The 23113-nt window shown below is 68.9% G+C and carries 16 protein-coding genes; 10 read left to right on the top strand and 6 right to left on the bottom strand.

The genetic code is table 11. From position 1 onward, the window contains the following. Positions 1-190: 190 nt before the first annotated feature. Positions 191-910 carry an LOG family protein gene (locus QWY84_RS02670; protein WP_290200902.1) on the bottom strand — a complete coding sequence of 240 codons (720 nt, stop codon included), beginning with the start codon at positions 908-910 and terminating at the stop codon, positions 191-193. A gap of 469 nt (positions 911-1379) precedes the next feature. Between QWY84_RS02670 and QWY84_RS02665 the strand changes: the two genes are divergently transcribed. Together QWY84_RS02665 and polA are read left to right on the top strand one after the other, a co-directional pair. Continuing rightward, positions 1380-2141: a TIGR04219 family outer membrane beta-barrel protein gene (locus tag QWY84_RS02665; RefSeq protein WP_290200901.1), complete on the top strand. Its 762-nt coding sequence runs from the start codon at positions 1380-1382 to the stop codon at positions 2139-2141. Positions 2142-2171: 30 nt separating this feature from the next. Next, the gene (polA, locus tag QWY84_RS02660) at positions 2172-4856 is read left to right on the top strand and encodes a DNA polymerase I (RefSeq protein WP_290200900.1); all 2685 of its coding nucleotides are present in this window, start codon (positions 2172-2174) and stop codon (positions 4854-4856) included. 427 nt (positions 4857-5283) lie between these two features. Here the strand turns inward: polA and yihA are convergent, their stop codons facing one another. Next, positions 5284-5892 (bottom strand): ribosome biogenesis GTP-binding protein YihA/YsxC, encoded by a 609-nt coding sequence (yihA, locus tag QWY84_RS02655; RefSeq protein ID WP_290200899.1) that lies wholly within the window; start codon positions 5890-5892, stop codon positions 5284-5286. 235 nt (positions 5893-6127) lie between these two features. Here yihA and QWY84_RS02650 point away from each other — a divergent pair, with 235 nt between their 5' ends. The 5 genes from QWY84_RS02650 to QWY84_RS02630 all read left to right on the top strand — a co-directional run bounded on the left by QWY84_RS02650 (position 6128) and on the right by QWY84_RS02630 (position 11581). Then, positions 6128-6751 carry a c-type cytochrome gene (locus QWY84_RS02650; RefSeq protein ID WP_290200898.1) on the top strand — a complete coding sequence of 208 codons (624 nt, stop codon included), beginning with the start codon at positions 6128-6130 and terminating at the stop codon, positions 6749-6751. Between the two features lie 133 nt (positions 6752-6884). After that, on the top strand, positions 6885-8927 hold the full coding sequence (locus tag QWY84_RS02645; protein WP_290200897.1) for a cytochrome c biogenesis protein ResB: 2043 nt from the start codon (positions 6885-6887) through the stop codon (positions 8925-8927). Beyond that, positions 8924-10087 carry a c-type cytochrome biogenesis protein CcsB gene (ccsB, locus tag QWY84_RS02640; protein WP_290200896.1) on the top strand — a complete coding sequence of 388 codons (1164 nt, stop codon included), beginning with the start codon at positions 8924-8926 and terminating at the stop codon, positions 10085-10087. The genes QWY84_RS02645 and ccsB overlap by 4 nt, the downstream gene beginning before the upstream one ends. A 52-nt stretch (positions 10088-10139) precedes the next feature. Beyond that, entirely contained in the window at positions 10140-10769 is a 630-nt protein-coding gene (locus QWY84_RS02635; protein WP_290200895.1) for a thiol:disulfide interchange protein DsbA/DsbL, read from the top strand. After that, complete coding sequence (locus QWY84_RS02630) at positions 10766-11581, top strand: endonuclease/exonuclease/phosphatase family protein (RefSeq protein ID WP_290200894.1); 816 nt, start codon at positions 10766-10768, stop codon at positions 11579-11581. The genes QWY84_RS02635 and QWY84_RS02630 overlap by 4 nt, the downstream gene beginning before the upstream one ends. A 20-nt stretch (positions 11582-11601) precedes the next feature. On the opposite strand, the gene QWY84_RS02625 is transcribed toward QWY84_RS02630, so the two are convergent. Further along, positions 11602-13839 carry a putative bifunctional diguanylate cyclase/phosphodiesterase gene (locus tag QWY84_RS02625; protein ID WP_290200893.1) on the bottom strand — a complete coding sequence of 746 codons (2238 nt, stop codon included), beginning with the start codon at positions 13837-13839 and terminating at the stop codon, positions 11602-11604. 237 nt (positions 13840-14076) lie between these two features. Here QWY84_RS02625 and QWY84_RS02620 point away from each other — a divergent pair, with 237 nt between their 5' ends. Continuing rightward, positions 14077-15375 (top strand): ATP-grasp domain-containing protein, encoded by a 1299-nt coding sequence (locus QWY84_RS02620; protein WP_290200892.1) that lies wholly within the window; start codon positions 14077-14079, stop codon positions 15373-15375. Positions 15376-15545: 170 nt separating this feature from the next. Here QWY84_RS02620 and QWY84_RS02615 read toward each other — a convergent pair whose 3' ends face one another. Continuing rightward, entirely contained in the window at positions 15546-16079 is a 534-nt protein-coding gene (locus tag QWY84_RS02615) for a GNAT family N-acetyltransferase (RefSeq protein WP_290200891.1), read from the bottom strand. Between the two features lie 114 nt (positions 16080-16193). Between QWY84_RS02615 and QWY84_RS02610 the strand changes: the two genes are divergently transcribed. After that, on the top strand, positions 16194-17489 hold the full coding sequence (locus QWY84_RS02610; protein ID WP_290200890.1) for an ArgE/DapE family deacylase: 1296 nt from the start codon (positions 16194-16196) through the stop codon (positions 17487-17489). Positions 17490-17589: 100 nt separating this feature from the next. After that, positions 17590-19623 carry a CocE/NonD family hydrolase gene (locus QWY84_RS02605; protein ID WP_290200889.1) on the top strand — a complete coding sequence of 678 codons (2034 nt, stop codon included), beginning with the start codon at positions 17590-17592 and terminating at the stop codon, positions 19621-19623. Between the two features lie 435 nt (positions 19624-20058). Here the strand turns inward: QWY84_RS02605 and QWY84_RS02600 are convergent, their stop codons facing one another. Beyond that, a complete protein-coding gene (locus QWY84_RS02600) occupies positions 20059-21084 on the bottom strand; it encodes a D-alanine--D-alanine ligase family protein (protein ID WP_290200888.1) in 1026 nt (341 codons plus the stop codon). Further along, positions 21085-23109 carry a CocE/NonD family hydrolase gene (locus QWY84_RS02595; protein ID WP_290200887.1) on the bottom strand — a complete coding sequence of 675 codons (2025 nt, stop codon included), beginning with the start codon at positions 23107-23109 and terminating at the stop codon, positions 21085-21087. Positions 23110-23113 lie beyond the last annotated feature (4 nt).

Genomic DNA, 23113 nt, shown 5'->3' with positions numbered 1-23113 from the left:
CCCCGACCGCTGTCGGCCGCTTGAGATGCTCTGCGACGGTCGCGACTGACGTCGCTCCTACAGCATCCTGCGGCAAGCCTTGCCGGAGCCGTGTAGGAGCGGCTTCAGCCGCGATTTTCCAGGGTGTTTGGCTCTCTTGACGTCGCTCCTGCGGCTCCGTCGGCCGCCGGCGCGACGCAGTTGCCGACGGCTAAAGATCGAGCAGGATCTCCCGCTCCCGCGCCGACGGCTCGAAGCCGCGGTGCTCGTAGTGGTCGAAGATGGCGGTGACCACCTCGCCGGGGTGCTCCACCACCCGGAAGAGGTCCATGTCCTCGGCGTTGATGGTGCCCTCGCCCACCAGCTTGTCCCGGAACCAGTCGATGAGCCCCTGCCAGAACGTGCCGTGCACCAGGATGATGGGGATGCGCCGGGTTTTGCCCGTCTGCACCAGCGTCAGGATCTCCGCCAGCTCGTCCAGGGTGCCGAAGCCGCCGGGCAGTACCACGTAGGCGGACGCGTACTTGACGAACATGACCTTGCGCGAGAAGAAATGCCGGAAATTCAGGCTGATGTCCTGGTAGTCGTTGCCGCCCTGCTCGGCGGGCAGCTGGATGTTCAGCCCGATGCTCGGCGCCTTGCCCCGGTAGGCGCCCTTGTTGGCGGCCTCCATGATGCCGGGGCCGCCGCCGCTGACCACGGAGAAGCCGGCCTCGGAGAGCTGGCGGGCGGTTTCCTCGGCCAGCTCGTACCAGGGGTGATCGGCGGGCGTGCGGGCGGAGCCGAACATGCTGACGGAGGGCTTGATCTGCGCCAGGCGCTCGAAGCCCTCCACGAACTCCGCCATGACCTGGAAGATCTTCCAGGACTCGCGGGTCATGAGTGAATCGTTGATGGGCGCGCGGCCCGTGAACTTGTCGTGTGATGACATCGTGAACAGTGGCTCCCGGCCGCCCCGGGCGTGTACAGTCCCGGGATCGCCGTACGGTGTGCAATGGTCAGCCGCTTCCGCGACTGGTATAGAGTGTTCCGCAGCGGGGTGCGGCCTCCATTATGGCGCAGGCGGCGCATCCATGACATCCATGAACCGCTAGTGTCCTGTAACCCAAATTCGTTGGATTTTGAGCGTCTGTGCGGCGCCAGGGCGAGGCGCGACTCGCAGGCAATGGCCGTCGCCCTTGGCAAGAGGCGCAACGAAGCCCTGGCGCCGCACAGACGCTCCCGCAGGGCCTGCCTCTGGGCCGCTGAGGCGGCGTTGCTGGCCCTCGCCGTAGGACGCGCTACGCCTTCGGGCCGGCGGCCTTGCCTCAGCGGCCCAGAGGTCAGGCAAAATCCAACGAATTTGGGTTACAGGACACTAGGGGCCGCGTTGCGGCCCGGAATGATGCCCGGGAGGACCCATGCGTTCGCGTTCCATGCTGCTTTTCGCCGTCGTCGCTGCCGTGCCGGTGGGCGCCGCCCATGCGGATATCACCGGCATCAGCGTCGGCGCCGGGGTCTGGAAACAGAATCCGGACGGCTACATCCAGAGCGACGGCGACCGGGCCGATGTCGACGACGGCCTGCAGCTCGACTCCGAGACCGACGTCTTCGTCTGGGCGGATCTGCGCCACCCGGTACCGCTGCTGCCCCGGCTCAAGCTCCAGTACACGCCCGTGAGCATGAGCGGGGACGGTCGCGTGACGCGGAGCTTCGAGTTCCAGGGCACCAGCTTCAATGTCAACGAAGACGTCTCCTCCGAGCTGCAGCTGGACCAGATGGACGCCATCTTCTACTGGACGCCGTGGAGCACCCTGGTGGACCTGGACCTGGGCGTGAACGTCAAGTACGTGGACGGCTACGCCGAGGTGGAAGGGCAGCAGAGCGGCGACCGCGAGCGGGTGGAGTTCGCGGCGCCGCTGCCGCTGCTCTATGCCCGTGTGGAGGCGCGCCTGCCCGGCACCGGCCTGTTCGCCGGCGGCGAAGGCAGCTATCTGTCCGTCGACGGCCATCGCATCGCCGATGTCACGCTGCGGGGCGGCTACCGCACCGATCTGGGCGCCGGGTCCCTGGCCGTGGAAGGCGGCTGGAAGCACCAGAACCTGCGCCTGGATGACCTGGACGACGTGGACGCGGACCTGACCATCGAGGGCCCGTACGTGGGCGTCTCGGCCCGTTTCTGACCATGCCCGGGGGAGGTTGAGAGCACGACCATGGCCGATCTGATCCTGGTGGACGGTTCCTCGTACCTGTACCGGGCCTTCCACGCCCTGCCCCCGCTGAGCAACTCGGCCGGCGAGCCCACCGGGGCCGTCTACGGCGTGGTGAACATGCTGCGCAAGCTCCTGGCCGAGTACGACCCCCGGCACATCGGCGTGGTCTTCGACGCCCCGGGGCGGACCTTCCGCGACGACCTGTTCGCCGAGTACAAGGCCAACCGCCCGAGCATGCCCGAGGACCTGCGGCCCCAGGTGGAGCCGCTCAAGCACATTGTCGGCGCCCTGGGCCTGCCGCTGGTGGAGATCCCCGGTGTCGAGGCCGACGACGCCATCGGCACGCTCGCCCGGCAGGCCGAGAGGGACGGCTGGGACGTGGTCATCTCCACCGGCGACAAGGACATGGCGCAGCTGGTCAGCGACCGCATCACCCTGCTCAATACCATGAGCGGCACGGTCCTGGACCCGGCCGGAGTGGGCGAGAAGTTCGGCGTGCCCCCCGAGCGGATCATCGACTACCTGGCGCTGGTGGGGGATACCTCGGACAACATCCCGGGCATTCCCAAGGTCGGCCCCAAGACCGCGGCCAAGTGGCTGGACGCCTACGGCGACCTGGACGGCGTCATCGCCCACGCCGACGACATCAAGGGCAAGGTGGGCGAGAGCCTGCGCGAGCACCTGGACGATCTCGCCCTGTCCCGGGAGCTCGCCACCATCCGGTGCGACCTGGAGCTCGACCAGAAGCCGGGGGATCTGGTCCGTGGCGAGCCGGACACGGCCGCACTGCGCGAGCTCTATCGCCGCCACGAGTTCTCCGGCTGGCTGTCCCAGCTCGGTGCGCCGGATGCCGACGACGCCGACGCCGGCGGCAGCGGCGGCGACTACCGCATGATCACCGCGCAGGCGGAGCTGGACGGCTGGCTGGCGCGGCTGCGGGAGGCATCGCTGTTCGCCTTCGACCTGGAAACCGACAGCCTGGACTACATGCAGGCGCGCATCGTCGGGCTGTCCTTTGCCGTGGACCCGGGCGAGGCCGTGTACATCCCCGTCGCCCACGACGGTCCCGGGGCCCCGGATCAGCTCGACAGTGATGCCGTCCTCGAGGCCCTCCGGCCCCTGCTGGAGGACCCGCAGCGGCCCAAGCTCGGGCAGAACCTCAAGTACGACATGAGCGTCCTCGCCCGCTACGGCATCCACCTGCAGGGCGTGCGCCACGACACCATGCTGCAGTCCTACGTGCTGGACAGCACGGCCACCCGCCACGATATGGACTCCCTGGCGCTGAAGTACCTCGGGCGCGGTACCATCAAGTTCGAGGAGGTTGCCGGCAAGGGCGCGAAGCAGATCACGTTCAACCAGGTGGGCGTCGAGGAGGCGACGGAGTATGCCTGCGAGGACGCGGACGTCACCCGCCAGCTGCACGACGTCCTGTGGCCGCGGCTGGAGGCGGTCCCCAGCCTGCGCCGGGTCTACGAGGACATCGAGGTCCCCCTGCTGCCCGTGCTCTCGCGCATGGAGCGCCACGGCGTGCTGGTGGACCGGGATCTGCTGCGGACCCAGAGCCGCGAGCTGGCCGAGAGCATGCAGGAGGTCGAGGCGGCGGCGCACAGGGCGGCCGGCGGGCCGTTCAACCTGGGATCGCCCAAGCAGATCCAGGAGATCCTGTTCGAGCGCCAGGGCCTGCCGGTGGTGCAGAAGACGCCCAAGGGGCAGCCGTCCACCGCGGAGTCCGTGCTCCAGGAGCTGGCCGAGGACTACGAGCTGCCGCGGCTGATCATCGAGCACCGCGGGCTGTCCAAGCTCAAGTCCACCTACACCGACAAGTTGCCGCAGATGTGCGACCCGCGGACCGGGCGCGTGCACACGTCCTATCATCAGGCGGTGACGGCCACCGGGCGGCTGTCCTCCAGCGACCCCAACCTGCAGAACATTCCCGTGCGCACCCCGGAGGGGCGGCGGATCCGCAAGGCGTTCATCGCCACCCCGGGCTACCGGCTCATGGCGGCGGACTACTCGCAGGTGGAGCTGCGCATCATGGCCCACCTGTCGGGCGACAGCGGGCTGCGGCAGGCCTTCGAGCAGGGGCTGGACATCCACCGGGCCACGGCGGCCGAGGTCTTCGGGGCGTCTCCGGACCGGGTCACCGACGAGCAGCGCCGGGCGGCCAAGGCCATCAACTTCGGGCTTATCTACGGCATGTCCGCCTGGGGGCTGGCGCGCCAGATCGGCGTCGAGCGGGGTCAGGCCCAGGAGTACGTCGATCTGTATTTCGACCGCTTCCGGGGGGTGAAGGAATACATGGATCGAACCCGGGCCCAGGCGCACGAGCAGGGCTACGTGGAGACCGTCTACGGTCGGCGCCTGTACCTGCCCGAGATCAACTCCAGCAACGCCCAGCGCCGCCAGTACGCCGAGCGCACCGCCATCAACGCGCCCATGCAGGGCACGGCCGCGGACATCATCAAGCGCGCCATGATCCGCGTCGACCAGTGGCTGCAGACGGCCGAGCCGGACGTGCTCATGGTGATGCAGGTCCACGACGAGCTGGTCTTCGAGGTGCCGGCTTCGGAGACGGACACCGTGGGCGAGCACGTGCGCTCGCTCATGGTGGATGCCGCCGCCCTGGATGTTCCGCTGGAAGTGGACATCGGCGTGGGCAGCAACTGGGACGAGGCGCATTGATACAGCGTTGGCAGTTTCAGTGCATGGCACGACCTCCACTGAAAACTGAAAACGGCAAAAGAAAAGGCCCCGGCTCTCGGGGGGAAAGACCGGGGCCAACGACGACCCTGGGGAGGGTCGTGTCGCCCGCTCAGCATACAGGGGGGTGAGCGGGCAGCGCCGGGCACTGGCGCATTTAGTCAGACCGCGCCGGCACCGGTGAAGTTCCGCGGCGGCGACGGATCCGGAGGGGCCCTAGGACCCGTAGGAGCGACGTTCCGGAGATCCCGACGCACTGGAAAGTCGCGGCTGAAGCCGCTCCTACGTGGCTCCGGCAAGGCCTGCCGCAGGATGCTGTAGGAGCGGCTTCAGCCGCGACCTTCCAGAGGAACCGGATGCCCTGGAACGTCGCGACTGACGTCGCTCCTACGGCCGCTCATACGGCGTCTCATTCTTCCTCGTCGAACGCGAACCACCGGTCGAGGACCTGGTGCGCCTCCTCGACGCCGGCGGGGCGCGTCGACGAGAACAGCTGGGCCGTGGCGTCCGGGAACTCGGCCTCCAGGGTGCGGCGGACGTCGGCGAGCGTACGGGTCGCGGCACCGTGCTTGAGCTTGTCGGCCTTGTTCAGCAGCACGTGCACCGGCAGCCCGGCATGGTCGCACCAGGCCAGCATCTGCCGGTCGAACTCCTTGAGCGGGTGGCGGATGTCCATGATCAGCATCAGGCCCCGGAGCGCCCGCCGGCGGTCCAGGTAGGCCGGCAGGACCTCGTCCCAGTGGGCCTTCACCGATGCCGGCACCCGGGCGTAGCCGTAGCCGGGGAGGTCCACCAGGGCGCGGCGCTCGTCCAGCGGGAAGATGTTCATCAGCTGCGTGCGCCCCGGGGTCTTGCTGATCCGGGCCAGCTGCCTGCGGCCGGTGATGGCGTTGAGCGCGCTGGACTTGCCGGCGTTCGAGCGCCCGGCGAACGCTACTTCCGTGCCGGAGTCCGGAGGCAGCTGCTCCAGGGTGCTGGCGCTTTTCAGGAACCATGCCCGTGCATAGCGATCTGCCATGACGATTCTCGCCGTCGGAGGATTCAGGCGAACATGGTACAGATGTCCGGGCCGCGGTGGTTACAGGACACTAGCGGTCGGCAAATTGACCGCAACCGGGCCGGCTGGTATAAATTCGAGTCGTTTTATCCACGGGCCGGGTGCCGTTCCTCCGGGTTGCTGTCCGCCCGCACGCGACGGGGTGTGCCGCGCGCTCGCGTCCGGGGATCCCCTCTATCCAGGAGCAAGTGTGTTCATGAACAACTGGGTCAAGGTGCTCATTGCCGGTTCGATGCTTGTTGCCGCGCCCCTGCTGCATGCCGACGGCGATGTCTCGCGCGGTGAGGAGCTGTCGGGCTCCTGCGCCGCGTGTCACGGCGCGCAAGGCGAGAGCAGCAACCCCGAATGGCCCAATCTGGCCGGCCAGAGCGAGCGCTACCTGTTCGAGCAGCTCCGGGCGTTCAAGAGCGGCGAGCGCCAGAATGCCGTGATGGCCGGGCAGGTGGCGAACCTCGACGAGCAGGACATGCGGGATCTGGCGGCCTACTACGCCAGCCAGGATCCGGTCATCTCCGGCAGTGTCAGCGAGGATCTCCGCGACCTGGGGGAGACCATCTATCGCGGCGGGCTGCCGGACAAGGGCGTCGCCGCCTGCATGGCCTGCCACGGCCCGTCCGGCGCCGGCATGCCCGGGGCCGGGTTCCCGCGCATCGGCGGTCAGCACGCCCAGTACGTCGCGACACAGCTGCGCGCCTATCGCAGCGGTGAGCGGGACACGGATCGCAACGCCATGATGCGCACGGTGGCCGAGCAGCTCTCCGACGAGGAGATCCAGGCGGTTTCGTCCTACGTTTCCGGGCTCTACAGGGCTCGCGACTGACTCCCGCAGGGTGCGCGGGCGTGCCGCCGGCGCAATAATCGCCGTGATCCGGTGAAGCAGTCCATGCATCACCCGCCTCCGGGGCGGGTGCCTCAAGCAGCCGGGTTCCCCGGCACCGGGTGATCCACGAGGTATGGCCACAGCCGCACAGTCCGTACGCAGGGAGCGGCGACCGCGCAGGGGCACGGCATCCATCCTGCTGACGTTCCTGGGGTCGATGAACCTCGCCATCACCCTGCTGGTGGCGCTGGCTGTCGCCTCGGTGATCGGGACCGTGCTGCAGCAGGGCCAGCCCTACCCGGACTACCTGCTCAAGTTCGGCCCCTTCTGGTTCGAAGTCTACAAGGCGCTGGGGCTGTACGACGTCTACTCCGCGCCCTGGTTCCTGTTCATCCTGTCGTTCCTGGTGGTGTCCACCTCCGTGTGCCTGGTGCGCCATACCCCGTTCATGTGGAAGGAGATGACGCGCTTCCGGGAGCACCAGCAGGAGCGCTCGCTGCGCGCGCTGTCCCATCGCAGCGAGTGGGACGTGGCCATGGACCCGGGCGCGGCCGCGGATACCGCCGAAGCGGCGCTGCGCCGCCACGGCTTTCGCGTGCGCCGCAAGCCCCGGAAGCGCGGCGAGCTGGTGGCCGCCATGAGTGGTGCGGCCAACCGGCTGGGCTACGTGTTCACCCACCTGGGGATCGTCGTCATCTGCGTCGGCGGGCTGATCGACGGCAACGTCCTGCTGCAGTGGCAGTACTGGACCGGCGATCTGACGGTGGAGACCCGGGATATACCGGTCTCGCAGGTGGACGAGAGCAGCCGGCTGCCGCCGCGGCCCGGTGCCTTCCGCGGCAATGTCACCATCCCCGAGGGCGGCAGTGCCGGGGTCGCGTTCCTGCGGATGGGGGAAGGCTACGTGGTCCAGGAGCTGCCGTTCCGCCTGAAGGTGGAGGACTTCCGTATCGAGCACTACGACACGGGCCAGCCGCAGTCCTTCGAGAGCGACGTCGTCCTGCAGGCGCCCGGCCTCGAGGAGCCCATCGAGCAGACCATCCGCGTGAACGAGCCGCTGGAGTACAACGGCTACGCCATCTATCAGGCCAATTTCGGCGACGGCGGCTCGCGGCTGGACCTGCGCCTGTGGCCCCTCGACGGCGGCGAGCCCGCCACCATGGAGGCGCGGGTCAACGGCGAGGCCCCTCTGCCCGATAGCGGCCCCCGCCTGGAGGTCACGGACTTCAGCGTATTCAACATCCATCCGCGCCCCGATGCCGTAAACAACCGGGACGTGCGCAACGTGGGCCCCAGCTTCACGTTCCGCCTGCGCCGGGAGACCGGTGAGGCCGTCGAGTACCGGAACTACATGCAGCCGGTGGCCATGGACGGCGGTCGGTACTATCTCAGCGGCATGCGCCGTTCGCCGGCCGACGAGTTCCGCTATCTCCACATCCCGGCGGATCCCGACGGCGAGCTGGACCGGTTCATGGCCTTGCTGGAGCAGCTGCGCGGCGAGGAGTCGGTGGCTGCGGCGGCGGACCGGGCCATGCAGGACATCGGCGTGGAGCAGGAGCAGGTGCGCCGGCAGGTAGCCCGGGAGGCCCACGGCATGATCGACACCCTGCTGGAGTCCGGCTTCGATGCCGTGCTGGAGCAGCAGCGGCAACGGGCCGAGGCGCGTGCGGGCGAGGCGCCGGAGCGGCTCATGGACTTCTATCGCTTGGTGCTGGAACGGACCCTGTGGGAGGCTTATGCTCGGGTGCTGACCCGGGAGGGCAGCGACCCGGCGGAACCCACGGAGGAGGATCTTGTCTTCTACCGTGACGCCATCACGGCGATGACGGCGCTGGCGGACTACGGCGCTCCGGTTTTCCTGGAGCTGACGAACTTCGATCATCGCCAGGCGACGGGGCTGCAGATCGCGCGCGCGCCCGGGCAAAATGTCGTCTACACCGGGGCGCTGATGCTCACCGTCGGGGTGTTCCTGCTCTTCTACGTGGCGCATCGGCGCATGTGGTGCTGGGTCCGTCCCGGCGCGAACGGCGCCCACGTGCTGCTGGCGGGCTCGAGCCATCGCGATCCCATCGGCTTCGCGCGGGTGTTCGAGCGCCTGCAGGCGGACCTGGCGCAGCGGTTCCGGCCCCACGGGCCGGCCGATTCAACCGGAGCGAGACCCGGAGAGAGACAATGAGCACGCAGCAGGTCCTGGGGCAGGACACCTACGATGACCGCAGCTTCCTGGCGCGCCTGTCGTGGTTCGACTGGGCCTGGGCGCTGGCCCTGATCGCCGGCACCGTCTATGCCAGCGTGCAGTACTCGCCGTGGATGGATGTCTACAACCAGGGCATTCTCTACATGGCCTGCGGCATGGTCCTGCTGGTGGGCTGGCTGTGGAAGCCCGCCCGCGTGTTCGTCCTGGCGGTGGCCGCGGCGTCGCTGTTCGCGGTGTTCCGCTATCCGGCGCTGGAGGCGGCGGAGACGGATTTCTTCCTGAACTACCTCCTGTCCAGCCAGGCCGCCATCATGTGGATGTGCGCGCTCTTCCCCGCTGCGACACTGGCCTACCTGGGCGGTCTCGTGGCGCGTGCCCCCTTCCCGCAGCAGGTGGGCTCGGCGCTCGCCTGGGTTGCCTGCGGCGCCGGCCTGGTGGGGCTTCTGGTGCGCTGGTGGGAGTCGTACCTGATCGGTCCCGAGGTGGGCCGTATCCCGGTGACGAACCTCTACGAGGTGTTCGTCCTGTTCGCCTTCACCACCGGGCTGATCTACCTCTACTACGAGTACCGCTACGGCACGCGTGCGCTGGGCGGCTTCGTCGGCCTGGTGATCAGTGCGGCCATCGGCTTCCTGCTCTGGTACCACTTCGCCCAGGATGCCCATCACATCGACCCCTTGATCCCGGCGCTCCAGAGCTGGTGGATGAAGATCCACGTGCCCGCCAATTTCATCGGCTATGGCTCCTTCGCCATTTCCGCCATGATGGGGGTGGCGTATCTCATCCGCGCCCGCAATCCGGGGGGCTGGGAGCGCCACGGGCTGCCGTCGGCCGAGCTGCTGGACGACCTCATGTACAAGACGGTGGCCCTCGGGTTCGCCTTCTTCACCGTGGCGACCATCCTCGGTGCGCTCTGGGCGGCCGAGGCCTGGGGCGGGTACTGGAGCTGGGACCCCAAGGAGACCTGGTCCCTGATCACCTGGCTGAACTATGCGGCCTGGCTGCACCTGCGCTTCAGCAAGGGCTGGCGCGGCACGCCCATGGCGTGGTGGGCCGTGGCCGGGCTGTTCGTGGTGACGTTCACCTTCCTGGGCGTCAATATCTTCCTCAGCGGCCTGCACTCCTACGGCGAGCTGTAACGCCGCCGGGCCGGTGCCGTGCTGCAACCGACGGGTTCAACGGAGGCAATCCATGCAAGGCATCCACAAACTGCTCGCGACGCTGCTGCTTGTCGTTCCCGCCCTGGCCTGGGGGCAGTCGTTCCAGGCGGGCGAGGACTACCGCGAGCTGGACGAGCCGGTATCCATGGATACCGGAGAAGTTGTCCAGGTGCGCGAGTTCTTCTCCTACGCCTGCCCGCACTGCAACAGCTTCAACCCCCGCATGCATTCGCTCATGGAGGACCTGGGGGAGCGCGCCGAGCTGGTGCGTACGCCGGTGGTGTTCAACCGCAGCTGGGAGCCGGTGGCGCGCGCCTATCACGCCACCGCCGCGCTGGACGCCGTCGAGGCGACGCACGATGCCCTGTTCCGGGCGATCCACGACGAGGGGCGCCGCCTGCAATCCGTCGATGCCGTCGCCGACGTGGTGGCCGAGCAGGGCGTGGACCCCGAGGCGTTCAAGGAGGCCTGGGATTCGTTTACCGTGGATGCGAGCATGCGCCGCGCCCAGCGCGTCGCCCGGACCTACGGCGTGCGGAGCACGCCCACCGTGGCGGTTGCCGGCAAGTATGTGGTGGACGTCCGCCAGGCCGGAGGCCAGCAGCGCATGACGGAGGTGATCCGGTACCTGGTGGATCGGGAATACGATGACGCCCAGTGACTGACGACGCCGCACCGGAGGCCAGGGAGCAGACTGCCGCAGCCGGCGACGTGCCGGGCCGGTTGCGCCTGCTCAGCTACAACATCCAGACCGGCATCCAGAGCAGCCACTACGGGCACTACCTGACCCGCAGCTGGCAGCACCTGTTCCCGCACGCCGATCGTCCGCGAACCCTGGAGCGCGTGGCGCGCCTGACCCGGCCCTACGATCTCGTCGGATTGCAGGAAGTCGACGGCGGCAGCCTCCGCAGCGGCTTCGTCAACCAGACGGAGTTCGTCAGCCGCGCCGGCGGCTTCCCGTACTGGCACGATCAGACCAATCGCCGTATCGGGCGCATCGCCCGCCACAGCAACGGCATGTTGAGCCGATTCCGGCCGCTGGCGATCCGCGAGCACGCGCTGCCGGGCATGATCCCGGGGCGCGGTGCGCTGCACATGACCTTCGGCGGCCCCGGCGAGCCCCTGCACGTCATCCTCCTGCACCTGGCCCTGGGGCCGCGCACCCGCATGCGGCAGCTCGGATACGTCGCCGACCTGATCGCTCCCCTGGAGCACGTGGTGGTCATGGGGGATCTCAACTGCACCGCGGACAGCCCGGAAATCCGGGCCCTTCTGGACCGGACCAGCCTCAGCGAGCCCGCGCTGACGCGGCCGACGTATCCGAGCTGGCGTCCCATGCGGCCGCTGGATCACATCCTGGTGTCGTCATCGCTGACCGTGGAACGGGCCGAGGTGGTGGACTACCCGGTCTCCGATCACCTGCCCGTGGCCATGGAGGTGCGCCTGCCGGAGTCCGTGATCCTGGTGCCCTGAGACCCGACAAGGCCTCAAGGTCAGGAGCACTTCTCTCCGGCGGCGTCGCGCAGCCGCTGCTCCAGAACCGCGGCGGTATCCGCTGCGCCGTGCAGATGGCCCTGGACCATGTCGCATCCCTGTTCCTGCAGGAACCGGAGCTGCTCGCGGCTCTCGACGCCCTCGGCGACCACCGGCAGGCCGAGCTGGTGCGCCATGGCGATAATGGCCGTGACGATGGCGCGATCGTCGGCATCCCGGAGGAGATCCTGGATGAAGGAACGATCGATCTTGAGCTTGGATACCGGAAGATGCTTGATCTGGCTGAGCGAGGAATAGCCGGTGCCGAAGTCGTCCACGGCGATGCCGACGCCCAGGGCGCGCAGCTGGTGCAGCAGCGCCACGGCCCCGTCGTCGCGGTCCATGAGCGCGCTCTCGGTGATCTCCAGCTCCAGCGCGCCGGGCGCGAGCCGGTGGCGACGCAGCTCCTCTTCCAGAACGGCCGGAAGGTGATCGCCCAGCAGCTGCTGGCCGGAGATGTTGATGGCCACCTGCGGAACGTCCAGTCCCTGGTGGTGCCAGCGCGCCAGCTCCGCACAGGCGCGCCGTGCCAGCCACTCGCCGATGGGCAGAATCAGGCCCGTGTCCTCGGCGAGCTCGATGAAGCGGTCCGGGGCGACATGGCCGAGCTCGGCATCGTGCCAGCGAATCAGGGCTTCCACGCCCAGCAGCCGGCCCGAGCGCATGCAGACCTGGGGTTGATAGTGCAGGTCGAAGGCCTCGGTCTCCACCGCCCGCCGCAGGCGATGCTCCATCCGTGACCGCTGCGCGGCCCGCTGCTGCATCTCCGTGGTGAACACGACCAGCGAATCCCGGCCCTGCTGTTTCGCCTGCCCCAGTGCCAGCTCGGCGAACCGGATCATCTCGTCGACGCTGCTGGTATCCCGGGGGTGGCGGGCCATGCCCATGCAGCACGACACGCGCAGCTCGCTGTGGTCGACCCGTACGGGCGCGGTCAGGGCCCGGCGAATGGCAGCGAGCGCCGCGGCCGTGTGCTCGCGCTCGTCTTCCTCCAGGGGCAGCGTCAGCATGAACGCGTCGCCGCCCCAGCGGGCCAGGATCTCGCCGTCGCCGACCAGCTCCTGCAGGCGCGCGCTGATGCTCTGCAGCAGCAGATCGCCCACGTCATGACCCATGAGATCGTTGAGGGTGCTGGCGTCGTCCAGATCGATGAGGACCAGGGCGAAGGGGCGGCGCCGATGGCGCAGCAGGGTGTGCAGATGGCTGCGCAGCAGCAGGCGATTGGGAAGCCCGGTCAGCTGGTCGTAGTAGGCCAGCCGGAAGATCCGCTGCTCGGACAGCTTGCGCTGCAGGGCGCTGGCCATGAGCTCGCCGACCCGGCCGGCCAGGTGCAGCGTATCCGCCGGCCATTGCAACGGCTCGCGGACGGTGTCGAAGCCGAGCATGCCCTGGAGCTGCCCGGAGTAGACGACGGGCACCAGGAGAGCCGACTGCACCTGCCGATCGGCCAGCATGCGCTTCTCGGCGTCCGCGGCCCCGGGCAGCGAGTCCGGATCGTCGATGCGCAGCGTCCGTCCCTGGCGCAGCGCGTCCATGAACCAGGGGATGTCCTGCACCGCGAGCCGTTGCAGCGGGCGGCCTCCCTGGCTCGCCCCCTTGCGGCGCCAGCCGTGGGTGTAGAGGAGTTGCTGATGCCCCTCGGCGAGCTCGTACAGATAGGCGCGGTCGGCACCGCAGTACCGGGCGGCCTGGGCGAGGGCGGCATCCACGGCGGCATCGATGCGGTCCGGGGCGACGTTGATGAACTCGCCGGAGACCCGGCCGATGAGGCGCTCCACGGCGTAGCGCGTCGCCAGCGCCGCCTGGGCGGAGCCGTGATTCGCGGCCTCGCCGATGGTCATCAGGGCGCGATCCGCATCGATGCGGCGCAGGCGGGCGGTCATGCGGCGCTGTCCCGCGGCGTGCTGCACGCGATAGTCGACCTGCCCGGGGGTTCCGTGCTGCAGGCAGGTGGCGATGGCGTCGACGAGCTGCTGCCGGTCCGCGAGGGGGACGGCGGTGTCCGTGGCGGGGGCAGGTGCGTCATCCCCGGGGCGGTACTTGCGGATGTGCCCTGCTGCGTCGACAACCAGGACGCGCTCGCTGGTGTCGGCGAGCAGCGCATCGAGCTCGTCGGCGTCGAAATCGGTGCCGGACGCCGTGTCACGATTCGATTGATCCGGTGATCCCATCCCCGACGCGCGGGATGCATCGTGCATAGGGTTGAGCGCTCCGTACCCGGTTTGTCGTTATGGGGCGTCGGCGTTCCACGGGAGTAGCCCGCGATGCCCTCTTGTTGATGGAGGACGCTACCGCAACTGGGGCGTTCTGTCGACTTGTTGCGCGCCCTTCGGTGTACGACACGTTCTGGTAACCGCCCCGGATGAATGTATGCTGGGACAGCGAAATCCATTCGGGCGCCTCCGGGCAACCGCAAGCGTCGGGAGCCAGCCAGCATGACCAAGCACATCTTCGTGATCGGCCTGGACGACTTCAATCTCGGTGAGCTCAAGACGGTCCACAACGCCGGCGAGTACACGTTCCACGGGCTGGTGGACTACGACACCATGGTCAACCCGCCGTCCTACCCCATGGACGCCATCATGGCCGAGGCCCGGGAGACGCTGAACAACGCTCCCGCTGTGGACGGCATCATCGGCCACTGGGACTTTCCGACGACGTCCATGCTGCCGATCCTGCGGCGGGAATGGGGGCTGCCGACACCGACCCTGGAGAGCGTGCTGTACTGCGAGAGCAAGTACTGGAACCGTCTCGCCGGGGAGCAGGCGCTGCCGGAGTGCACCCCGGACTTCCAGGGCCTGGACCCCTACAGCGACGACCCGCTGGGTGACCTGGACATGGCGTACCCGTTCTGGCTCAAGCCCTGCGTGGCGTTCTCCTCCTATCTCGGCTTCCGCATCGAGAACGAGGAGCAGTACCTCAAGGCCATGGCGACGATCCGGGACAAGATCCACGTCTTCGCCGAGCCCTTCGACAACATCCTGCAGTACTGCAACAACCGCCAGGCCCTGCCGGATCGCGGCAGCGGCGCCACCTGCATCGCCGAGGGGCTGATCAGCGGACGGCTGTGCACGCTGGAAGGCTACGTCTACAACGGCGAGGTGGTGGTCTACGCCATCATCGACTCCCTGCGCGCCTCCAACCAGGTGAGTTTCTTCAGCTACCAGTACCCGTCGCACCTGCCCGACGGCGTGCAGAACCGCATGGTCGCGAACGCGGAGAAGATCCTCGATCACATCGGCATGGATCACACTCCGTTCAACATGGAGTTCTTCTGGGACGAGGCCACGGACAAGCTCTGGCTGCTGGAGATCAATCCGCGCATCTCCAAGTCCCACTGCCCCATCTTCCAGATCGCCACCGGCGCCTCCCATCACGAGGTGGCCATCGATATCGCCCTGGGCCGCCGCCCGGATTTCCCGCGCAAGGAGGGGCGTTTCCGCATGGCGGGCAAGTTCATGCCGCGGGTGTTCGGCGACACGGTGGTCACCCGGGTGCCGCCGCCCGAGGAGATCGAGGCCCTGCACAAGCAGCATCCCGAGCTCATCGTCAACGTCGGCGTGGAAGAGGGCATGCGCCTGTCGGATCTGCGCGCCCAGGACAGCTACAGCTTCGAGATCGCCGATCTCTTCATGGGCGCTGATACCGAGGAAGAGCTCCACGAGAAGTTCCGCAACATCATGGAAATCCTCGACTTCCAGTTCGCCGACGTGGTGCCGACGAACTATAGTTAAAAGTTTTCAGTGTTCAGTTTTCGGTTTGCAGTTGCCGGTGCCGGTGCGCCGGTGTCGGTTGACGGGACCGAGGCGCGATCCATAGGGCCGTAGGAGCGGCCTCGGCCGCGACCTTCCAGGGCATTAGGTTCTCTGGAAAGTCGCGGCTGAAGCCGCTCCTACACCTGCCGTTACCGACGCGGCAGGGCCCGGTATTCCGGCTCCAAAAGGGACATCACGCACATGGACACGAAGCGCTCGCCCTTCTTGACGCTCTCGCGGGCGATACCCTCCTCGACGAAGCCGATGCGGCGGTAGAGGTTGTAGGCGCGGCGGTTGTCCCGGGCGACGTTCAGCCACAGGCGGTGGAAGCCCAGCACGTCGAAGCAGTAGCGCGCCACCAGCAGGACGCCGGCGCGGCCGTGCCCCCGGCCCTTGCTGAACAGCGCGATGCGGCGCAGCAGGAGGCTCTCGTTGGGGTCGTCGGCGTCCTCCAGCAGGGCGTAGCCCACCGCGTGTCCGCGGCTCTCGATGATCCAGTGAACCGAGCCCGGCCGCTCCAGGGAGCGGCGGTGCTGCCGCTCGCTCCAGTGCTCCACGTGGGCGGCGTTGTCCGGGTGGCGCTCCACCGCGACGACGAACGCGCAGTCCGCGGGCGTGGTGGGGCGCAGCGTCAGCCCATGGCCGGTGATCACCGGCCGGGGTGGGGCCTCGCGGGGATCCATGTCATGCATGTCCGCAAGGATACATTCCCCGGTGGCACATGACATCGGATGCTGAAGGCGTCATATTGGGGGAACCGGGCCACACCGCCCGCAGGCAGCCGAGGAAAGCGAGTCATGGCACGACGAACCTCGTATGTTGATATCGACCGCATCCGGGATCGACTGGTCTCGCTGATCCGCATCCCGTCCGTGACCGGCGAGGAGGACGCGGTGGTGTCGCACATCGCCACGTGGATGCAGCAGTTCGACGCCGAGATCGACTACTGGAACGACGGCATCGCCGCCCTGCAGCGTGATCCCCGCTATCCGGGCCACGAGGTCGAGCGCGCCTGGGCCCCGGTGGTTGTGGGCGTGCTGCGCGGTGAGCAGCCCGGGCCGACGGTCCTGCTGACCGGGCACGTGGACGTTGTGCCCCCCGGCGACTACTCGCGCTGGCGCGACGAGCCGTTCTCCGGCGTCACCCGGGGCGACCGCGTGTACGGCTGCGGAGCCTCGGACATGAAGGGCGGCATGGTCGCGGCCATGGCCTGTTTCGAGGCGTTCGCCGAGAGCGGGCGGAACTTCCCCGGGCGGATCATCCTGGCCGCCGTGCCCGCCGAGGAGGACAGCGGGCTGGGGACGCTGGCGGCCATCCGCGGCGGCTGGCAGGCGGACGCCTGCATCATTCCCGAGCCCACCACCGGGGCCAGCGGTGTCCCGGAACTGGTCGTCGCCCACGCCGGCGCCATGTCGCTGAAGATCAAGGTGCCCGGCAAGTCGGCCCACGCCAGCAAGCGGCTCCAGGGCGAGAGCGCCCTGGATCATTTCCTGACCATCTACCAGGCCATGCGCGAAGACGAGCGGGCGCTCAACGAGCGCGAGAATCATCCGCTCATGAAAGTCCATCCGCTGCCCTACGCCACCAACGTGGGCACCATCCACGGGGGGCTGTGGTCGTCCAGCGTCATGGACCAGCTGGAGGCCCAGGTGCGCGTGGGCGTGGCCCTGGACGAGACCATCGACCAGGCCGAGGAGCGCTTCCGCAACACCATCATGGAGTACATCAAGGACGACCCCTGGCTGCGGGACAATCCCCCCGTCATCACCCGGCTGGCGTCCGGCTTCGGCTCGGCCCAGACCCGCGAGGACCATCCCCTGGTTGCCGCACTGGCCGAGTCCGCCGAGGAGGAGTTCCGCGCGAGCCCCGGCATCGCCGCCGCGCCGTACGGTTGCGACATGTCCGGCTGGGTCCGGCTGGCGGGTGTGCCCACGGTGGTCTACGGCCCCGGCGAGATCGATCTGGCCCATGCGCCCAACGAGTCCATCTCGCTGGAGGCCACCTACAAGACGGCGCGCACCCTGGTGAAGACCACCGAGCGTCTGCTCGACATGGACCGCGAGTCGCTGAGCCTGCTCAAGAGCGAGGCGTGAGCCGGCCCGCTCCGTTGTCAGACAGTCGCTGCCGTGGGCTCCCCGGGATGTCCCGGCGGGGTCCGGTTCCGCCAAGGCAGCATTTCCGGGAAGGTGAGCAATGAAGGTAGTGGACTCGTTCCGCGAGGACGTGGAGGTCATCGAGAACGTCTGGATTCCCATGCGCGACGGCGTCCACCTGGCCGCGCGCATCTGGATGCCCGCGGACGCGGAGGCCCATCCGGTGCCGGCGGTGCTGGAGTACATGCCCTACCGCAAGCGCGACTTCACGCGCCTGCGGGACGAGCCCCTGCACCACTACTTCGCCGGCCACGGCTACATCGGGGTGCGCCTGGACGTGCGCGGCACCGGCGACTCCGAGGGCATTCTCCGGGACGAGTACCTGGTCCAGGAGCAGGACGACGCCGTGGACGCCATCGACTGGCTCACCCGGCAGCCGTGGTGCGACGGCAACGTGGGCATGATCGGCCTGTCGTGGAGCGGCTTCAACTCCCTGCAGGTGGCCGCGCGCCGGCCGCCGGCGCTCAAGGCCATCATCACCATGTGCTCCACCGACGACCGCTACGCCGACGATGCCCATTACAAGGGCGGGTGCCTGCTCAACGAGAACCTGGCCTGGGGCTCGGCGTTCTTCTCCCTGAACGCCTGCCCGCCGGACCCGGAGATCTCCGGTCCCGGCTGGCGCGATCAGTGGCTGGCGCGCATCGACAACAACCGTCTGTTCCCGGACCTGTGGATGCGCCATCCCACCCGGGACGACTACTGGAAGCACGGGTCCGTGTGCGAGGACTACGAGGCCATCCAGTGTGCCGTCTATGCCGTCGGCGGCTGGGCGGACGGCTATGTCAATGCCATCCCGCGGCTCATGGAGGGGCTCAGCGCGCCGCGCAAGGCCCTCATCGGCCCCTGGCCCCACGCCTTTCCCCATGCGGCCGAGCCCGGGCCGCAGATCGGCTTCTTCCAGGAGGCGGTGCGCTGGTGGGACTACTGGCTCAAGGGCATCGACACCGGCATCATGGACGAGCCCCGCATCCGCGTGTGGATGGAGGACTGGCTGCCGCCGGCGCCGTATCACCCCGAGCGCCCGGGCCGCTGGGTCGCCGAGGACGCCTGGCCGTCCACGCGGATCCACCAGCGGCGCTGGCACCTGAACGTGCTCTCCCTGGGCGACAAGCCCGACGCCGAGGACGCCGTGCGCGTGCGCTCGCCCCAGACCACCGGCCTGCGCGGCGGCGACTTCTACGGCTTCGGCGCCCACGGCGACGCGCCGCTGGACCAGCGCGCCGACGACGGTAAGTCGCTGGTGTTCGACTCGGACCCGCTGCCGGAGCGCATGGAGATCCTGGGGGCGCCGGTGGTGACCCTGGATCTGTCGGCGGATGCGCCGGTGGCCCACGTCATCGTGCGGCTCAACGACGTCGCCCCGGACGGCAGCTCCAGCCGGGTGAGCTACGGCGTGCTCAATCTCACCCACCGCAACAGCCACGAGCAGCCGGAGGCGCTGGAACCCGGCGTGCGCTACAGCGTGCCCGTGCGCCTCAACGACATCGGCTACGCCTTCCCCGCGGGCCACACCGTGCGGGTGGCGATTTCCACCACCTACTGGCCCATTCTCTGGCCCCCGCCGGAGCCGGTGGAGCTCACCGTGCACACCGGTGTCAGCACCCTGGACCTTCCCGTGCGGCCGCCGCGCGACGCCGATGCCGAGCTGGCGCCCTTCGCGGCGCCGGAGCGAGGGCCCGTGTCCGATCTCACGCCCCTGGAGTGGGCCCAGTCCCAGCGCCTGGTGGAGATGGACCTGACCACCGACGAGATGGTCTACACCGCCTTCGGCGACGGCGGCGATTTCGGCGGTGCGGCGCTGGCGCGGATCGAGGACATCGACCTGACCATCGGCTACACGCTGCGCCGCACCTTCCGCATCGGCGAGGACGACCCCAACTCGGCGCGGGCCGAGGTGGAGCAGAAGACGGTCTTCCGCCGCGATGACTGGTCCGTGCGCATCGAGGCCCGCACGGCCGTGTCGTCGGACCGGGACAACTTCCGCGTGCAGGCGACCCTGGACGCCTACGAGGGCCAGGAGCGGGTCAGGCGGCGGGAGTGGGACGAGGTGATCCCGCGCGCGTTCCTGTAGCGGGGGCCGCCCGTTCGCCGTAGGAGCGACGTCAGTCGCGACCGTTGCAGAGCGTCAGGTTCCCTGGAACGTCGCGACTCACGTCGCTCCTACGGCTGCCACTAGAGCCCGTGCCGCTGCCGCGCCTCTGCCGATCGGGGCTGAAGCCCCTCCCACAGCATCCTGCACCTGGCGTTACCGGAGCCGTGCAGGAGCGGCTTCAGCCGCGACCTTGCAGTGCCTCCGGTTCTCTGGAATGTCGCGACTGACGTTGCTCCTACGGCTGCCACTAGAGCCCGTGCCGCTGCCGCGCCTCTGCCGGTCGGGGCTGAAGCCCCTCCCACAGCATCCTGCACCTGGCGTCACCGGAGCCGCGTAGGAGCGGCTTCAGCCGCGACCTTGCAGTGCCCTCCGGTTCTCTGGAATGTCGCGACTCACGTCGCTCCTACGGGGTTCCTACAGCCCGTACCGCTGCCGTGCCGCGGCCAGGATCATGCCCAGCAAATCGCCGTAGCCGTAGCCCGCCCAGCCGGCCATGATCGCCATCTTGCCGTCATGGCTCCAGGTGGGGTTGAAGTTGGCATCCAGCAGCCGCGGAACGCCGTCGGCGCCGGCACGGAAATCGACACGGGCGTAGTCGCGGAAGCCCAGCCGCTCGAACAGCCAGGTCGCCTGCTCCACCATTGCCGCCTCGGTGGCCGTGTCCAGCTCCGCCCGGCGGAACTGCAGGGCCTGCCAGTAGGGCGAGTCCGGGTCCGCCTTGGAGCCGTAGGAGAGAATGGGCGGCAGCTCCGGGTCCAGGCGGCTGTAGTCGATCTCGAGCACCGGCAGGACCGTGAAGCCCGCCCCCGGGTTGCCCACCAGCCCGAGGGTGTATTCCGGCCCGGTGAGAAAGTCCTGGATCAGCGCCCGCGGATGGGTCGCCGGGCTGTCCGCGGCCAGCTGCCGCAGGCAGGCGTCGGCGGCGGCGGCGTCGTGAACCACGGAATCGGGGGTCACCCCGAGACTGCCGCAGCCCTCGTTGGGCTTGATCATGGCCGGATAGAGCTCCGGCAGCACCAGGGGGTCGGCCCGGAGGTCGACCACCGTCTCGCTGGGCACCGGAATGCCGTGGCTCGCCGCCAGCAGGCGGACCAGCGCCTTGTCGCCGCACAGGCTCATGCATCCGGGATCGGCGCCCGTGTACGGGATCTCCAGGAGCTCCAGCAGCGCCGGCACGTTGCGTTCGTTGGTCAGCAGGTTGCGGTAGCCGGTATCGCAGAAGTTCAGCGCCAGGTCCGGCGGCTCCCGCCGGAGGCCGTCCAGCAACGACGCGTGATCGCTGAGCTGCACCGCCCGGTAGCCATCCAGGCCGTCCACGGCGGCCACGGCCTGCCGCACGGCCTCCATGTCCTCCGGTCCGAAGCGCCCGTCGACCCCGTAGCTGTACGGCAGGTCCGGGTCGCCGCTGAGTACGCCGATGGTGAGAGTCCTGTTCGTCATCTAGACCAGATCCCGCGGTATGGACCGCTCGATGTTGTGGGAATGAACGCGCCGGTCCCCCTCGTAGCCATCCAGCTCGGCGCGCAGGTGGAAGTGGGTGGCATCGGAGGTGAGCACGGTGCGCGTGTGCACGTGGACTGCCCAGTCGCCGCGGGTCAGGCCGCGCTCGCTGCGGGTCTCGCCGCGCACGGAGCCGTAGTCGTTGCCCTGGTGGCTGTACCACTCGATGGTGCGGATGCGCATGTCCAGCTCCAGGGCGCTGATGCGGAAGGCGCCCTCGTCCTTCTTGACCTCCAGCGTGGAACGGTCCGCGGCGAGGTCGCGCAGCACCGTCCAGCCGTAGTCCCGCGGCTGCAGGAGCTCCGTCTCCGATTCCGGCGCGCCCCGGGCGGGACCGGGGTCGCGCAGGGCGGCATCGTCCGCCTCGCCGCCGCGTCGGATGGGCAGCTCTAGGCGGCTCTCGGCGGTGTCCACGGTCAGCTTGACCGGCCGCGGCGCCGGCCAGGCCAGGGGCCAGTAGGAGGTCGACAGCGACACGCGCAGCCGGTGGCCCACCGGGAACCGCTGGGCGATATCGTTGAGCTGGATGCGGACGGTGTAGAACGTGCCGGGCTCCAGCGGCTCGGGCTGGCCGTGACCGTTGCGATGGGTGAGATTCAGCAGGCCGTAGGTGACCCGGGTCGCCTCCTGGTTCTCGGCCACGTCGGACAGGCGCACCGCCACCATGGCCACCGGCTGATCCACCGCCAGGCGCAGCCGCACCATCGGGGCCCCGAGGATCTCCACCGGCGAGGTCAGCGGCTCGCTGTCGAACACCAGCGAGCCGCCGTCCTCCTCCCGCTGGTCATGGGGCAGGTCCGGCGTGGCGGTGAACGAGGCCCAGCGGCCGGCGAACAGCCCCACGGACAGGGGCGACTGCACCTCCAGATGGCCGCTGCCCTCGGGCGCGCCGGGGCCGCCCACCCGGCCGCGCAGCAGCGGGTGGGAGACATGCTCGATGCGCGGCGACGGCCAGGCGTTCTCCCCCACCCAGCGGCCGGGGCGGGTGCGCAGGTTGGGCTCCGGCGGTGCGCTGTCCTGCATCCAGGCCCGCAGCATGGGCTCGGCGTCGATGCCGGAGGCGGTGTCCTTGAGCCAGCGATCCCACCAGCGCACGGCCTCGCTCAGGAAGTCGATGGTGGGCCCGGGCCGGCCCTGGTGAGGGTACTTGTGCCCCCACGGGCCGATGAGGCCCATGCGGGGCCCGGACAGGTTCTCCAGCAGGCGGAACACGGCGTTGGAATAGCCGTCCGCCCATCCGGAGATGGCCATGACCGGGATCTGCACCCGGTCGTAGTTCTCATTGATGGAGCCGTGACGCCAGTACTCGTCGCGGTGCTGGTGGCGCAGCCACTGCTCCAGCCAGAAGCCGCTGCCTTCCATGCGCGCGTGCCACATCTCCCGCCAGCGGTCGCCGACAATGGCCGGGTCCGGCGGCAGTGCCGTGTGGCTGTACATGGTGGAGGCCCAGGAGAGGTTGTCCCCCAGCAGGCAGCCGCCCATGTAGTGGATATCGTCGGTGTAGCGATCGTCGGTGGAGCAGGCGGTGATGATGGCCTTCAGCGAAGCCGGCTGCCGGGCCGCCAGCTGCAGGCCGTTGAAGCCGCCCCAGGAGATGCCGATCATGCCGGTGCGCCCGTTGCACCAGGGCTGCTCGGCGATCCAGGCGAGAACGGCCTCGCCGTCGTCGAGCTCCCGCGGCAGGTACTCGTCGGTGAGCAGGCCGTCGGACTCGCCGCTGCCGCGCAGATCCACCCGCAGGCAGGCATAGCCGTGGCCCGCGAACCAGCCGTGCATGACATCGTCGCGCAGGCGCGTGAACTCCCGCTTGCGGTACGGGATGTATTCCACGATGGCCGGCACCGGGTGATCGTCGGCGTCCTCCGGGATCCAGGCCCGGGCGGCCAGCCGCGTGCCGTCCGGAAGGGGAATCCAGAGGTTCTCGATGGTGCGTACGCGATGCGGAAAACTGTGAACCGTCTGCAACTCG

The sequence above is a fragment of the Aquisalimonas lutea genome, from assembly GCF_030409225.1.
Lineage (GTDB): Bacteria > Pseudomonadota > Gammaproteobacteria > Nitrococcales > Aquisalimonadaceae > Aquisalimonas > Aquisalimonas lutea.
This window is presented reverse-complemented; position numbering and strand designations above follow the sequence as displayed.

Bases quoted from the DNA above. Each gene is read 5' to 3' on its own strand.
- yihA (WP_290200899.1), bottom strand. From the start codon at position 5,892: ATGGCAGATCGCTATGCACGGGCATGGTTCCTGAAAAGCGCCAGCACC.
- QWY84_RS02600 (WP_290200888.1), bottom strand. From the start codon at position 21,084: ATGACGAACAGGACTCTCACCATCGGCGTACTCAGCGGCGACCCGGAC.
- QWY84_RS02650 (WP_290200898.1), top strand. From the start codon at position 6,128: ATGAACAACTGGGTCAAGGTGCTCATTGCCGGTTCGATGCTTGTTGCC.
- QWY84_RS02610 (WP_290200890.1), top strand. From the start codon at position 16,194: ATGGCACGACGAACCTCGTATGTTGATATCGACCGCATCCGGGATCGA.
- QWY84_RS02665 (WP_290200901.1), top strand. From the start codon at position 1,380: ATGCGTTCGCGTTCCATGCTGCTTTTCGCCGTCGTCGCTGCCGTGCCG.
- QWY84_RS02625 (WP_290200893.1), bottom strand. From the start codon at position 13,839: ATGCACGATGCATCCCGCGCGTCGGGGATGGGATCACCGGATCAATCG.
- QWY84_RS02615 (WP_290200891.1), bottom strand. From the start codon at position 16,079: ATGGATCCCCGCGAGGCCCCACCCCGGCCGGTGATCACCGGCCATGGG.
- QWY84_RS02605 (WP_290200889.1), top strand. From the start codon at position 17,590: ATGAAGGTAGTGGACTCGTTCCGCGAGGACGTGGAGGTCATCGAGAAC.
- QWY84_RS02670 (WP_290200902.1), bottom strand. From the start codon at position 910: ATGTCATCACACGACAAGTTCACGGGCCGCGCGCCCATCAACGATTCA.
- ccsB (WP_290200896.1), top strand. From the start codon at position 8,924: ATGAGCACGCAGCAGGTCCTGGGGCAGGACACCTACGATGACCGCAGC.
- QWY84_RS02635 (WP_290200895.1), top strand. From the start codon at position 10,140: ATGCAAGGCATCCACAAACTGCTCGCGACGCTGCTGCTTGTCGTTCCC.
- QWY84_RS02620 (WP_290200892.1), top strand. From the start codon at position 14,077: ATGACCAAGCACATCTTCGTGATCGGCCTGGACGACTTCAATCTCGGT.
- polA (WP_290200900.1), top strand. From the start codon at position 2,172: ATGGCCGATCTGATCCTGGTGGACGGTTCCTCGTACCTGTACCGGGCC.
- QWY84_RS02645 (WP_290200897.1), top strand. From the start codon at position 6,885: ATGGCCACAGCCGCACAGTCCGTACGCAGGGAGCGGCGACCGCGCAGG.